This is a genomic window from Gluconobacter albidus, from assembly GCF_002723915.1.
Classification (GTDB): domain Bacteria; phylum Pseudomonadota; class Alphaproteobacteria; order Acetobacterales; family Acetobacteraceae; genus Gluconobacter; species Gluconobacter albidus.
Genome location: NZ_BEWL01000006.1, coordinates 146,090 through 158,508, shown reverse-complemented (window position 1 = coordinate 158,508; position 12,419 = coordinate 146,090). Strand labels below are relative to the sequence as shown.

22 protein-coding genes are annotated in these 12,419 nt (G+C 56.9%); 11 read left to right on the top strand and 11 right to left on the bottom strand.

The features are described 5' to 3' along the window. Nucleotides 1–4: 4 nt before the first annotated feature. The 8 genes from GAL01_RS15460 to GAL01_RS15455 are packed head-to-tail and all read right to left on the bottom strand — an operon-like array spanning nucleotide 5 to nucleotide 4,691. Nucleotides 5–319 (bottom strand): hypothetical protein, encoded by a 315-nt coding sequence (locus tag GAL01_RS15460; protein ID WP_145995616.1) that lies wholly within the window; start codon nucleotides 317–319, stop codon nucleotides 5–7. Further along, a complete protein-coding gene (locus tag GAL01_RS09180; RefSeq protein ID WP_062027755.1) occupies nucleotides 316–930 on the bottom strand; it encodes a hypothetical protein in 615 nt (204 codons plus the stop codon). Before GAL01_RS09180 ends, GAL01_RS15460 begins: the two co-directional genes overlap by 4 nt. Nucleotides 931–932: 2 nt before the next feature. Further along, on the bottom strand, nucleotides 933–1,814 hold the full coding sequence (locus GAL01_RS09175; RefSeq protein ID WP_082790617.1) for a DUF1376 domain-containing protein: 882 nt from the start codon (nucleotides 1,812–1,814) through the stop codon (nucleotides 933–935). Further along, nucleotides 1,811–2,170: a VRR-NUC domain-containing protein gene (locus tag GAL01_RS09170; RefSeq protein ID WP_062027758.1), complete on the bottom strand. Its 360-nt coding sequence runs from the start codon at nucleotides 2,168–2,170 to the stop codon at nucleotides 1,811–1,813. Before GAL01_RS09170 ends, GAL01_RS09175 begins: the two co-directional genes overlap by 4 nt. Beyond that, entirely contained in the window at nucleotides 2,167–3,117 is a 951-nt protein-coding gene (locus GAL01_RS09165; RefSeq protein WP_082790618.1) for an ATP-binding protein, read from the bottom strand. Before GAL01_RS09165 ends, GAL01_RS09170 begins: the two co-directional genes overlap by 4 nt. Then, on the bottom strand, nucleotides 3,114–3,668 hold the full coding sequence (locus GAL01_RS09160; RefSeq protein ID WP_082790619.1) for a DUF2312 domain-containing protein: 555 nt from the start codon (nucleotides 3,666–3,668) through the stop codon (nucleotides 3,114–3,116). Before GAL01_RS09160 ends, GAL01_RS09165 begins: the two co-directional genes overlap by 4 nt. After that, complete coding sequence (locus tag GAL01_RS09155) at nucleotides 3,665–4,198, bottom strand: GIY-YIG nuclease family protein (protein ID WP_062027764.1); 534 nt, start codon at nucleotides 4,196–4,198, stop codon at nucleotides 3,665–3,667. The genes GAL01_RS09160 and GAL01_RS09155 overlap by 4 nt, the downstream gene beginning before the upstream one ends. 19 nt (nucleotides 4,199–4,217) lie before the next feature. After that, nucleotides 4,218–4,691 (bottom strand): hypothetical protein, encoded by a 474-nt coding sequence (locus GAL01_RS15455; RefSeq protein ID WP_145995615.1) that lies wholly within the window; start codon nucleotides 4,689–4,691, stop codon nucleotides 4,218–4,220. A 50-nt stretch (nucleotides 4,692–4,741) separates the two neighbouring features. Here GAL01_RS15455 and GAL01_RS09150 point away from each other — a divergent pair, with 50 nt between their 5' ends. Further along, complete coding sequence (locus tag GAL01_RS09150) at nucleotides 4,742–4,924, top strand: hypothetical protein (protein ID WP_062027767.1); 183 nt, start codon at nucleotides 4,742–4,744, stop codon at nucleotides 4,922–4,924. A 3-nt stretch (nucleotides 4,925–4,927) separates the two neighbouring features. On the opposite strand, the gene GAL01_RS09145 is transcribed toward GAL01_RS09150, so the two are convergent. From GAL01_RS09145 to GAL01_RS16175, 3 genes are all read right to left on the bottom strand, one after another. Then, the gene (locus tag GAL01_RS09145; RefSeq protein WP_099253204.1) at nucleotides 4,928–5,446 is read right to left on the bottom strand and encodes a hypothetical protein; all 519 of its coding nucleotides are present in this window, start codon (nucleotides 5,444–5,446) and stop codon (nucleotides 4,928–4,930) included. A gap of 75 nt (nucleotides 5,447–5,521) precedes the next feature. Beyond that, nucleotides 5,522–5,995: a hypothetical protein gene (locus GAL01_RS15450; RefSeq protein WP_145995614.1), complete on the bottom strand. Its 474-nt coding sequence runs from the start codon at nucleotides 5,993–5,995 to the stop codon at nucleotides 5,522–5,524. Beyond that, nucleotides 5,995–6,141 (bottom strand): helix-turn-helix domain-containing protein, encoded by a 147-nt coding sequence (locus tag GAL01_RS16175; protein WP_369690451.1) that lies wholly within the window; start codon nucleotides 6,139–6,141, stop codon nucleotides 5,995–5,997. Before GAL01_RS16175 ends, GAL01_RS15450 begins: the two co-directional genes overlap by 1 nt. Here GAL01_RS16175 and GAL01_RS09140 point away from each other — a divergent pair. The 10 genes from GAL01_RS09140 to GAL01_RS09100 all read left to right on the top strand — a co-directional run bounded on the left by GAL01_RS09140 (nucleotide 6,077) and on the right by GAL01_RS09100 (nucleotide 12,300). Beyond that, nucleotides 6,077–6,994: a LexA family protein gene (locus GAL01_RS09140; protein ID WP_145995613.1), complete on the top strand. Its 918-nt coding sequence runs from the start codon at nucleotides 6,077–6,079 to the stop codon at nucleotides 6,992–6,994. The two genes, GAL01_RS16175 and GAL01_RS09140, sit on opposite strands and share 65 nt — an antisense overlap. A gap of 43 nt (nucleotides 6,995–7,037) precedes the next feature. Next, entirely contained in the window at nucleotides 7,038–7,997 is a 960-nt protein-coding gene (gene rhuM / locus GAL01_RS09135; protein WP_062027775.1) for a RhuM family protein, read from the top strand. A gap of 344 nt (nucleotides 7,998–8,341) precedes the next feature. After that, the gene (locus tag GAL01_RS09130; RefSeq protein ID WP_062027777.1) at nucleotides 8,342–8,662 is read left to right on the top strand and encodes a hypothetical protein; all 321 of its coding nucleotides are present in this window, start codon (nucleotides 8,342–8,344) and stop codon (nucleotides 8,660–8,662) included. Continuing rightward, entirely contained in the window at nucleotides 8,662–8,853 is a 192-nt protein-coding gene (locus tag GAL01_RS09125; RefSeq protein ID WP_062027779.1) for a hypothetical protein, read from the top strand. The genes GAL01_RS09130 and GAL01_RS09125 overlap by 1 nt, the downstream gene beginning before the upstream one ends. Nucleotides 8,854–8,882: 29 nt before the next feature. After that, nucleotides 8,883–9,173: a hypothetical protein gene (locus GAL01_RS09120; protein WP_062027781.1), complete on the top strand. Its 291-nt coding sequence runs from the start codon at nucleotides 8,883–8,885 to the stop codon at nucleotides 9,171–9,173. Next, nucleotides 9,170–9,937 (top strand): hypothetical protein, encoded by a 768-nt coding sequence (locus tag GAL01_RS09115; protein WP_062027783.1) that lies wholly within the window; start codon nucleotides 9,170–9,172, stop codon nucleotides 9,935–9,937. The genes GAL01_RS09120 and GAL01_RS09115 overlap by 4 nt, the downstream gene beginning before the upstream one ends. Next, nucleotides 9,934–10,821 carry a PD-(D/E)XK nuclease-like domain-containing protein gene (locus GAL01_RS09110; RefSeq protein ID WP_169926416.1) on the top strand — a complete coding sequence of 296 codons (888 nt, stop codon included), beginning with the start codon at nucleotides 9,934–9,936 and terminating at the stop codon, nucleotides 10,819–10,821. Before GAL01_RS09115 ends, GAL01_RS09110 begins: the two co-directional genes overlap by 4 nt. Then, nucleotides 10,818–11,855, top strand: a complete 1,038-nt coding sequence (locus GAL01_RS09105) for an AAA family ATPase (RefSeq protein ID WP_062027785.1) — start codon at nucleotides 10,818–10,820, stop codon at nucleotides 11,853–11,855. The genes GAL01_RS09110 and GAL01_RS09105 overlap by 4 nt, the downstream gene beginning before the upstream one ends. Then, nucleotides 11,852–12,025: a hypothetical protein gene (locus GAL01_RS15695; RefSeq protein WP_156476367.1), complete on the top strand. Its 174-nt coding sequence runs from the start codon at nucleotides 11,852–11,854 to the stop codon at nucleotides 12,023–12,025. The genes GAL01_RS09105 and GAL01_RS15695 overlap by 4 nt, the downstream gene beginning before the upstream one ends. Continuing rightward, nucleotides 12,025–12,300: a hypothetical protein gene (locus tag GAL01_RS09100; protein WP_062027786.1), complete on the top strand. Its 276-nt coding sequence runs from the start codon at nucleotides 12,025–12,027 to the stop codon at nucleotides 12,298–12,300. Before GAL01_RS15695 ends, GAL01_RS09100 begins: the two co-directional genes overlap by 1 nt. Nucleotides 12,301–12,419: the final 119 nt, after the last annotated feature.

Below are 12,419 nucleotides of genomic sequence, written 5' to 3'. Positions count from 1 at the left end.
CCCCTCACTCCCCACTCAACCCGAGATCGCCCTCGGTGTTTATTGTTCCACAATTATCGAACAAAGACGCAGAGGCATTGCCATCCCCGCCAGACGTTTCCATCTCATTGTGTATGGTCTGACATTCCGCACCGCACTCAGCGATCAACGGTGATACCTCTCCGCGCATGTCTGCGAGCAAGGCGCGACCGTGAGTGCCGATATCGCATCCAAGCCGCGCCTGAGTGGCTGCACAGGCTGCTGCCCAATTCCTGGGCTGGGCCAGTCCCGCCGCATGTTCGCCGATGCAGTCAGGCCAGTTGTTGGATTGGTCGGTCACGGGTTCATCCCCTCGGCAGTTGCGGCTTTCAATTCCCGGATCACGGCATCGGCCAGAGCACCGGCACGGGCCAGTTCCGAAGCATCAGGCCGCTTGCGTTCCGGCGCACCCGGCTTTTCAGCCATGGCGAGGATTTCCCGCAGGCCAGTGACCTCGCTCCGGATCTGCTCGGCATAGGACCGGAGATGCGCGTAGAGCTCGCCCGGTGCGGGCCAGCGAGAGCCGACGGGATAGCCGTTGCGGTCAGGCTGCCGGGTCCATGCGATGCGGGTCTGAGGCGTCCAGGCGCCAACCGGAATGTCCGAACAAACCTCAGCGAAGATCGCCGCCTGAGCTGATCGCGCTTCCGGAGCGGGGGCATTGGTGACGAACTGCGCCAAGTGGCCGAGCCAAGTCTTCACGCCGAGCAACGGGCATGGCATGGCGGCCGCCTCGGCTGCTGCGAGTTGCTGGCGCACGGCTACGATCCGATCGGAAGTCAGGTCACTGCGCCAGAGATACCCTTCGCGCTTGGCCGAGATCAGGGCCCGGATGTCGCCGCTTGCCGGGGTGTATTCCGCGTCGGGGCGCTTCGAAGCAACGGCGGATGTGCGGTGAACGATCTGGTTCATGATCAAAATCCTTCCAGCATTTCGCCTTCGAGCCATGCGGCCTTGTTTCGAGTGCGTTCGGCATCTCGGGGCGATCGACCGCTGTGCTGCCCAACAGCGGCTTCGATCCATGCCACTGGCTCAGCCGGTCGCAGATCGGCGGCATCGAGGATGACCCGGTTCAGGATCGAGGCGTCGTCGCCGCAGGCCTTGAGCCATTTCCCGATCAGGCTCCGAGACTGCGCCTCGGATTTCCCGGTCAGGCCGCGAACGGCCTTGAGCCCGAGCTGGAACAGCGCAGTCCGGGCATCGGGCGGCGATGGACGGGCAGGGAGGGTCTCAGCGACGGTCTCTGCCGGCTCGACTTCGGACGCCGACGGCTCGGCCGGCGGCACGAACGAAGTGAGTGTTTCTTTCTTTTTACTCTCCCTCTCCCTCTCCCTCTCTAAGGCATTGCCGTGGGACGTGCCGTCGCTATGCCGTGGCATGTCGTTTTCCGATGCCGTGGCATTGCCAGTATCCTCGTCTTTTTTCTGCCAGCGCTTTGCCGCGCGCTCGCGCTGAGCAGTGCGGGCTTTCCATGCGTGGAGCGCTTTCTCCGCTACCGTGGGATGGTACAGGCGGCCGTCCGCACACTTGATCCACCCGCGCAAAGCAAGGGATTTTACCTTTTTCCAGCGTGATCCAGCGGCTGATAAATGCGCGAGAACGCGATCATCATCCGGCAGGCTTGCCGCAGGAACTTGCAGCCAACTCTTGCACCAGAGTGCAACAGCCGCCTTGAATTCTTCACCAGTCGAGAGCGCAAAAAGATCGCTATCGATCAAACGAACCACGTCCAACTGCATGAATGGCAATCCGCGCAAATCGCAATCGTTTGGCGTCATTGGTTCAGGAATGCTCATGCCATCACCTCTGCGCGCACTGACATGCCGACTGAGCGCAGGAAATCGATAACCTCATCGAGAGACCGGCAGACGCCAACCTTTGCGCCAGCCGCGCGAAGCTCAGCATGCTTCGCCTTCTGCTCCGGAGACAGGCGCCCTTTCGGCGCCTTGAGCTCGATGTAGTAGGTCCGCTCATTCCAGACGATGCCGAGATCCGGCCAGCCTGGGAGGCAACCGCGCGCCTTTCGACGCGCGCCCTCTCTGACTCCGTTCTGGCGGTTCTCGAAAGATTGGGGGACCGCCCCCACGGGCAGGATGAACTGGAGAGCGTTCCAGATATGCCGGTGCAGGCGGTCTTCAATGTGTGCATTCATGCCTGATCTCCCATTCTCTGGGGAGGCCAGGACATTGCGCTGAGGCCTTTGACGGTATCGGCATTCCGCCAGAGCTTCGGCACTTCCATCTCGGGAGGCGGCATGGTCGCCGAAAGCACCGACGCGAAGATCGTGCAGGGGTCATCGATCGGCAGATTCATGCGCGGCCGCACCACGAGTGTCCGCTTCACGCCTTCCATCAACTCCCGCAGGAGCGCGGGAGAAGCGCCATCAGTGGCTTCGGCAAGAAGGTCGAGGTCATCATCATCAAAAGCGAACGGCATCCCGTAACGCTTGATGATGGCGAAGCGCTCCTGGAAGCCCGGCAAGGCAATGCCGATCTGCATATTGAACCGACGCCAGAAGGCCGGGTCGATACCATCGGGCAGGTTCGTGGCAGCCATGAAGTAGCCGACATTGAACTCTTCCATCTTTCGGAGAAGGACGGTCAGAGCGCTGTTCTTCTCATCGTCGCACTGGCCACCTGTTCGACCTGAGCGGCTTGCGCCGACGGCCTCCACTTCATCCATGAACAGCACGACAGGCGTTTCAGCGGCAGCAAGTCCGTCGAACAGCTTGGCCACGTTCTGACCACTCGCACCAAGAATACCGGCGATCAGATGCTCAGACCCCACAACGACCATCGGCAAGCCCAGACGCGCCGCAAAGTGATGGGCCAGCGTCGTCTTGCCGCAGCCAGGCGGGCCAAAGAGTAACGCATTGGTTCGAGGCTTTACGCCAACCGATTTGAGTTCCTCGGCCGCGCGGATCTCTGCCATCCACTGGAAGAGAGATGCGCGGACCGAGGCGTCGAGGATGGGTTCTTCCGCATCTTTGGGAGACCGAACGTCAGCAGTCTTTCCGAGGCATGCCTTCAGACGCTCAATCGGATCCTCTGCGGGTTTCCGCTGGATCCTTGTCGGCTGCATGTGCTGCTCGCGTCTCATGCCTCGTCCCCTTTCTCAGCCTTTTTCGGTGAGCGGCGCCACTCAGGAGGAATGTCCATGCCGTCGCTGCCAGCCTCCGAGCACCAACCTTCATCCCAAGACGCACGGGCCGGATCACCAGCAGGGAAAGGATTTTCGGTGACGCGCTTGCCCGATCGAAAGGCTTCCGCGCCCTGGCCTCGCGCCTCGGCCGGAGATGCTGCCGGTTCGGGCTCCGGTGTCGGGTCGAACATGTCATCGACGCCAGCTTCCCGGTCATCCTTTTCGTCGCGGGACATGTGCCGGCGAGCGTTATCGCTCATCGGCGTCCCGTCCAGCATACCAAGCGTGGCCCGATACAGCTCGCAGAGAGACTGCCATTCTTCACGCTCGGCCTGGGACATGGCGCGCTCACGGATCATCTGCATAATGACCTTGTTATCGAAGCCTGCCGACTTGGCCTCAGTCTTGATATCCGAGATGCCTTCGTTGATCCCCTTGCGTTCTTCCAAAAGCGTTTCGATACGCTGCACGAAAGAGAAGAGGCGGGCCTGGGAGTTGTTGAGCGTCATTTCCGGAGTTCCTTTCGTGCAGCGCGGACGTCATCCACCAATTCAAGAATTGAAGTGGCAAAAGCCTCATTCGCAGCCATTAATTGGATGACCGAATCAGCGTTTGGCATATTGGTTTGCGCGAGCCAGTTCTTGGCAGTGCGCGGCAAAGTGCATGCATCCTTAGCGATGCGATCACTTGCTTTGCGCAAGTCTGCATATTCATCAGATATCGCCTCGTAGATACGCTGCTGAATATTTATTCCATGGCCCTGAATTGCCGATTTTGTGGTCTTGTCTACTTCTAGCCCATCAGGAATTTTCACCGTTTCCATGAGCGGCGAGTACTTGAACCACTCCCCATGACAGCGGTTCTCCTTGAATTGGGCATGAAACCACTGCTCAAGAATTCGATTTCCAGGGACGGCTCGCAGCAGCTTCAACTCATCAGAGCCGGTCGAAGATAACCGCCGAATGCGCTCGCACGTCTGACGAGAGTATCCGATCTTCACAAGCCCAGTTTCTTTGCCTTGAGCAAGGTACACCGTCATGGCTGTCCCCCGATATCTGCTATGCGGCGCTCGAGCCGGTCTGCGATGGCCGTGAGGCGGTCTCCAAGATGCTTGAGGGCAATGGCTGCACGGATCGCATATTCTGCTCTCCATCGGAGGCAGTTAATGCGCAGGCGTAGGTATCCTGTGCGCATAGTTCATCCCATTCATGGCTAAGAGCGCGGTAGATGGCGGCTCTGTGCTCTGCCTGTCGTGCAGCGCGCTCTAGGTTGCTTCGGTATGCCTCGGTCAGCCGCAGATAGACGTAGGCCGGCAGCCTCTCCCACTCCCCGTAAAACAGGGACTTGGCCTGACGTTCCGTGATCTTCAGCAGCCGAGCGAGGCGGTGCAGGACTTCCTTGACGCACAGGCCGGGGCCGAACGTCTGAGAAAGGGTTCGGGCCATCGACTGGGCATCGCGGGTCACGCTCTCAGGAGAGGCGGTCATGCGGTTTTCCAATCTGGCGGAATACTTTTCCGGTATTTTGGACACGGGTTTCTCCATTCTCTGCCGTGTCAGCGAGCAGAGAAGGAGCAACCACGATGGAAGGAGACGCGCCCCGGACACCACAATTCGAGATCGATGCGGACACGCCGCACCTTGCCGTCGCACTGTGTCGGGATGCCCAGATCTGGGGCGCCCTGCACAGGCGGCAGCCGCAGGAGGTCAAGGACCACCTGGCGCTCAAACTGGCGATGTTGATTGGAGCGGACATCTGGGGCTGACGCTCAGTGCAATCCGCGATCCCGACCGAACGCACAGTCCGGAACGGGCGGGGGATTGCCGTCGAACAGAGCACGCCACGACACGTCCGAGAACGGTTCAAGCGGCAGACGCAGGATCGGCGGCGTGCGCTCCTTCTTGGGGTGCGTCGCCTCCTGTCGGGCCTTCTTCCATTTGGTGCGGATGGCTTTCGGAACCTGCCGCTCCATCGCAGCGGACAGCGAAGCCGGTGAGACACCAAGCTTCTTTGCGATGACGGTCGCACTTTCGACGCGCTCCATCATTTCAAGAAGAGCAGGCATCAGCGGCGCCCAGTCGATGCGGTTATGCGTGTTCTGCGGAGACGAGCCACCCGTTGCGCTCCCGTTCGGCGACAGGCCTGCAAGGCCCTGACGGCCGATCATCGAAGAGAGGGACGTTTCCTTCACCCCAAGGTGCGTAGCGATCTCACGGCGGGTCTTTCCAGCCCGCAGCATCGTCTCGACCTCGGGGGTGTATGGGGTCCAGTCGTGGCGGGCGGTCATTGTGCGACCCTCCCGGCAAAATGCGCCCGGATGAACGCGGCAAAGGACAGGGCGCAGAAGGCAATAGAAGCGAAATCAAACATCGTCCCAGACTCCCTTCTCGGAAGTATCGGGCGTAGCGTCATTGCGGGGATCGGCGGCAACCGAGTCCCCGATTTTGTTTTCCATTACATTGGATGAATTTGATGTCTGTTCGTAAAATTGTTTCCCTACAAACTCAGCCTGTTCAGAACCAAATTCTTGGTCGCTCCGAACACGAAGTGCGCGTCGTACTAAATGTCTCAGGCGTGAATACACCCGGTCAACCTGTGTACCCCGACAATGCGTTGATAACTTTGGAGTTCCGCGTTCAGGATCTTCCTGCTGTTGCGTTCTCTGATGTGGAGAAGTGGGTTTCGTCTGTACTGCAATTAACTGCTCAATAGCCTGCCTGCCTGTTTGCCACATAAAGGGGCGAACAATCCCCTCGATGCCGGGCACGATGCGATCCAGCCTGGCATTGAGGGTTCTAAGCTCAGCCAAGATGAGGCGATTAGTTTCGTCTCCCATCACGCCACCTCCTTCCGCTTGGCGCGGGTGGGGAGGGCGGCCGCGGCAATACGCTCCACAACGTCAATACGGGGAGAAGTCGTGCCTCGTTTCCATCGTGTCCAAGTGCTGACCGCAACTCCGGCGTTGGTGCAAACATCTCTCATCGACCTGCCGGAGGATTTCGCAGCAGCTTCGATTTCCGTGGGTGTGGGTATTTTGGTCATGCCGGATCATATGCGCAATAATGCGCAATCTACAAGCGCAAAAGTGCGCAGGGACGTTTTTATATTGATGTGCGAAAATGCGCATATGAATAGTAAGCCCACCATTCCTGATGTGCGCGAAAAGCAGCGCGCCTGGATCAATCAGATCCGCGACAGGTTTGGTGAGACCTATGCGGGAATTGCGCGGAAGAGTGGGATGGCCCCCTCAACTGTCGTTCGGTTTATGAATGATGAAACCGCCACCCATAGCCTATCTGCAAAAACGGAAGCCAAAATAGCGGCAGCTTTCAATGTGGAGCCTGCTGCTAAGCCTGCCCTTGAGCCGATTTCTGACTTTAATCGCGTACCCGTGATTGGTTACGTTCAAGCAGGCGTGTTTCAGCACGGGTTCTCGCAAGACTATTCATCGGAATATGTCTCCGTTTCTCCGGATCATAGATACCCCAACCTCCCACGCGTGGCCTTTCGCGTGCGCGGAGATTCCATGGACCTTCTGTACCCAGAAGGAACGATTGTGCTGGCGGTCCGGATCAACGATTTAGCGAGAGCGCCGAAGACCGGAGAAAAGGTCGTCGTGATCCGCCAGACCAACGGCGACCAGGAAGCGACAATCAAGCAAATCGAGATCAAGGAAGACGGTAAGGTCGTGCTTTGGCCTCGCAGTTCAAATCCTGAATTTTCGGCAGCTATCGTACTCCCGTCGATGGCCGATCTTGTTGAGATGCCAGACAACGGATGCCGACCGGAATACTGGATCGAAGGCGTGATCATTCAAAGCATTCGCCCTGAATGATCAGCGTCGTTGGGAAGTGGACTTGGAAGTGAGGATTTGAATCGTGGCAAAAGATATTTCTAAAATTCCCGATGAGAAACAGGAAGAATTGATTTTGGCGCACTATGAAACACCAGAGTGCACCACAGACTTCCATATAGGCGAGGACGGAGAGACAGTTTGGGCAACGCAAAGCCAAATTGCTGAAGCCTTTGATGTATCTGTCAGAAATGTGAGCGAGCATCTTCAACACATCTTCCGCGATGGAGAACTAGAAGAAAATTCAGTTGTCCGGAAATTCCGGATAACTGCCAAAGATGGAAAGAATTACAACACCTTACACTACAACCTCGATGCAATCCTAAGCGTGGGATATCGCGTTAGTGGACCCAAAGCGACGGCATTTCGCAAATGGGCAACGCAGGTTCTCAAAAGCTACATCACGCAAGGCTTTGCTCTTGATGAATCTCGTTTAAAACATGATCCGAATGCCCTTCAGGAATTAGCTGCAAAAGTTCGAGGGCTTCGCTCCGACGAGCAGAATATTTATCGGAGTGTGAGAGATGTTTTTGCATTCGGATCCAGTGATTATGACAGTAAAAGTCCTATCGTAAGATCCTTTTATGCGCGTCTTCAGGATAAATTTTTGTATGCAGTCACAGGCCAGACTGCTGCTCAAGTAATCCTTGAAAGAGCCAATGCAAAATCTCCAAACATGGGGCTAACCAGTTTTTCCGGAAGCAAAGTTAGAAAAGTAGATATAAACACTGGGAAAAATTATCTTCAGGATGATGAGTTATATCTTCTCCATATACTGTGTGAGCAATTTCTTCTTTTTGTGGAATCATCTGCCCTTCGCGGTAAGAAACTTACAATGTCAGAGCTTGATAAGAAGTTCGATGAGCTTCTTCGGGTGCAAGATCAAAAAGTTCTGACTACTTATGATGGCTTCTTCAAGGGAAGAGCTAATCAGCATGCCGAACGAGAATGGGCCCGTTGGCAAACAGAACGGCTTACAAAATAATAATCCACCCGGCTCCGGCCGGGTTTCTTTTTGCCCAGACCGAACCCCCTACGTCAGACAGGCATTGAATAATCGTCACCCGTCAACGGAGATGATCATGCTTCATACTTATGCCACCTGCGGACTGCCTACGCCTTATCCACCGCCACCTGTTCAGCCTCCTCCGCTTCCACCCCTGAGTGACGAGCCAGAGCCCATACAAGAGCCCCTGAACCGCTGAACTGACAGAGATCCGGTGAGAGCAGGGCTTTTTTATTAATTGTGCGCATTTTTGCGCTTGAAGAATGCGCAATAGTGCGCATATATTCTCCCTACACCGCACAAAGCGGCGAGGGAGAACCACAATGGCGAACCTGCCTGACAATTTCTCACAGAGCGCACGCGACAACGCTGAGCCTCTGTTGAGCGACTTCGGATTTCCACTTGTCCGGACCATCAATTTCGAGAAGTGGATCGCGTTGTATCCTGGCCCATTCGGCACGGTCCGCGAGCTCCACGACACACCCCACTTTGCAGTGTTCGAAGAACAGACGGGCCTCGGAATTTACGAGAAGATGGCAGACGGCCAACTCCGCCGAGGCCAGATTGCACGTCATAGCAACAGCGATGCGCGGGCCCTGGAGTGGTGCAAAGATTGGGTCGCAAAATATGAGGCAGTGATGTGATGCCTCATATCACCGCCCATGATCTGTCCACGGCTGCGGCCCTACTGCTGAAGGTTCAGGAAATCGCATATCGGATCAGTGACGATCCGGGGGCGGCAGAAGAACTGAGGCGACTTTCATTTCAATGCGGGGAAGTAGCGCGAACGCTGAAATATCCTCTGCATCAGATCAACCTACCCATCGCTGCCTGACCGGCAAGTAAACGACAGGAATTTCTGAAATGCGTGAAACAGCAAACGCCCGAAGTGCGTCTGGCGAACTGGAGTTCTTTCTGCCTGCGGTGCGGCGAGAGATCATGAACCTTGAGAGCCTGATCACCTACCACAGCAATCAGGCGATCATCGCACCGATGGAGAATGACCGGCGCGTAGCTCGGGACGTGAAGACGTCTGCACTGACCCGGCTGAACGAGATCTACGAGCGCCCCGACGTGAAGCAGATCATGCGGACGCTCGGCGCGGTGCAGGCCGGTCTGGCCTTCATCATGATGGAAACGCGGGGGGTAGCATGAGCGATAAAGAAATTACTACAGCAGCGCGTTACGGTCGTCTTAATTCATACGACTTGCGGCGCGCGCTTATGTGTCTTCCCAAGGATGTCCTAAATGTCATCAAGGATGGGAAGTTATTCTTGGCTGGCGGATACCTTCGTGCCTGCGTTGCCGGGGAGCCGATTTCAGATATTGATATTTTGTCGCCTAACCGCACAACAGCTGAAAAGTGGGCACAATATCTCTCAGGAAGCCGGGGAGGACGCGAACCGTGGCGCACCAAGAATGCTATTACTCTCTCCGAGGTTGGCAAGACCCCAGTTCAGTTCATCCACAGATGGACCTTCAACGCTCCAGAAGAGATCATAGAGAGCTTTGATTTCACGGTTGCGCAAGCCGTCATTTGGTATGATGGCGCGATATGGAAATCTCTTGTCTCTTCTGATTTTTATCAGGATCTAGCGGCAAAGAGGCTTCGATATACCTTCCCAAATCGCCACGAAGATGCGGGCGGAAGCCTTCTGCGCGTCCAGAAATTTCTAAAGCGCGGCTATGATATTTCGCCCGAAAATCTAGCCAAGGTTATTTCGCGCCTGATTGGTGGTGTCAGGGAAGATGCGCCGTTTTGGCAGGGCACCGAGGAGGATAAGGCTACGATTTTAGCCTCTCTCCTCCGCCAAGTTGACCCGCTTCACATTATTGACGGGGTCCCGTCAGACGATTGCCTTGAGGATCCAAGGACGCCCGAACCTACTGAGTTTGATGCGACAGGAGTGCCGCTGTGAGCGCCCGCATAGAGAAGCCCGGCATCTACGATATGCCAGAGGCTGTTTATCACTCAGACCCATGCTTGGAGCCGAGCCTTTCAAACTCGATCGCTCGCGTCCTGCTGGATCAGAGCCCGATGCACGCCCGCTACGCGCATCCGCGCCTCAATCTCAAACGTGAACCGTTTGAGGTCACGGCAGCGATGGACTTCGGGACGGCTCTGCACAAGCTACTTCTCGGCAAGGGGGCCGCAATCGTCGAAGTGAAGGCGGACGCCTATCGTTCGGCTGCGGCGAAAGAGGCTCGGGACGCCGCGAGAGAAAGCGGCTTCGTACCGCTTCTCACGGAAGCTCATGATCGCGTTTACGAGTGTGCCGGCGCAGTTCTTGAGCAGATGAAGCAACGCGAGGATTGCGCTGAGTTCTTTGCGCCAGGTCGCTCGGAAGCCGTGATGATTTGGAAGAAGGGCGACATCTGGTGCCGGGGAATGGTCGATCGGCTCCCAGATGACCCGAAGGCTCCAATCTTCGACGTGAAGAGCACCGGCATGAGTGCGAACCCGACCGAATGGGATCGGCGCATGGTCAAAGCGTATCGCACACAGGATCGGTTCTATGCCCAAGGAGCAAAGATCCTTCGCGGCGTTGAGCCTCAGCCGATGCGCTTCATCGTTGCAGAAATGAAAGCGCCGTTTGCTGTCTCCGTTCTGACGCCAGCGCCAACGCTGCGCAGTTTGGCCGAAGACGACGTGTCTCGCGCTCAAGGCATGTGGAGCAATTGCCTCAAGCGCAATGAATGGCCCGGCTATCCGCACACCGCACACATCGAAGCCCCGAACTGGCTGCTTCGCGAGGCTGAAGAACAGGCCATGCGCGATGATGCCCTGGAGTACGCACAATGACTTTCACTATTCGCCCCGCTGTTCGCAGCAAGATTGGCCTCCTGTTCGGGATCGCTGGCGCATCGGGCTCTGGCAAGACCTTCTCAGCGCTGACGCTTGCGGAGGGGATCAAGGGCAAAGACGGGAAGATTGCCGTCATTGATACTGAGGCCGGCCGTGCGCTGCACTATGCACCCAAGCCCGGAGATAAAGCGAACCCGGCCAAGGGCACATTTGAATTCCTGCATTTGGATTTCCCGGCTCCTTTCACGCCGTCGCGGTACGTCGAAGCAATCAAGGCTGCTGAGGATGCGGGCGCGACAGTGATCGTCATCGACAGCATGTCGCATGAATGGGACGGGGAGGGCGGCTGTTCCGATATGGCTGAACAAGCCGCCATCGCTGCGGCGACGGATCGGAATGGCATTGTTCAGGCCTGGAAGGTCGATGCGATGACCGCGCCAAGCTGGAAAAAGCCCAAGCAGTTGCACAAGCGTATGATGGCCAAGCTGATCCAGACGCGCACGCATCTGATTTTCTGCCTCCGCGCTCAGGAGAAAATCAAGTTCGAGAAGGTTCGCAACGAGCAGACAGGCAAAGAGCGTAATGAGATCCGCCAGCTTGGCTTTATGCCGATCTGCGAGAAGTCATTCATGTTCGAGCTTTCCGGATCCATGACGATGCACCCGGAGACACCGGGCCAGCCGCGTTATGATCTGCAACGCAAGCTGAACCACGATCTCCAACAGATTTTTCCGCACGGCGAACAGATCACCATCGAGAAGGGCGAACGTCTGCGGTGCTGGGCCGACACCGGAGAGGATCGACCGCCCGTTGATCAAGACGCGGAGGATGCAGCAGGGCTGATTGGTTACATCCAAGACGCCCACAATGAGGAGCGTTTGCAGACCATCACAGGTTCACCGAAGACAGTTCGATTTCGAAAGCATCTCGCAGAAAATCGTCCAGATCTTGCAGATCGTGTCACCGACGCCGTGAACGAAGCCTTGGCAATTTTCAACCAAGAGGTCGCGGACGAGGGAGAGGCGGCATGACCCACCCCCGCGAGATCAACGAAGACCTGAGCGACGTGATTGCGCGCTCACTCCTCATGGAGCGGATCGAGCGTGCAGCGGCCCTGCCGTGCCTTTCCGACCTCCGCCATGACGACAACGAAATCCGCCGTGAGAGCGGCCTGCTGAATGCTGAGAAGTGGAGCGCGTAATGGCTGATTTTATTCTGATTTACCCTGTTCATAAAAATGGATCCGCTGAGGCAATTCTGCTGCCCGTCATTGAAGTAGGGCCTGCATTTCCAGTTATGGGCAGCGGGGACATGCGTGGGATTGGATCGTGGCTTCATGTGGCCGAATACATCAGCCCATCCGGCCGCATGTTGGTCCACGGCACGCCCATGGAAATTGCTGAGGCGATTGCTGCTGACGGCCGTGTCGCCGCTCTGACACCCAAAGAGCAGACGTCCGAAGAGGTCGCAGCATGACCGCCCAAATTCCCACCCTGATCGAGGCGCTGGCCCTCGTGATCCTGCTCCACCTTGCGGCCGGTTCGCGGCCGGGGAGTGTTTGAGATGATCCGGCTTCTCAAGAAAATCCGCCGGTT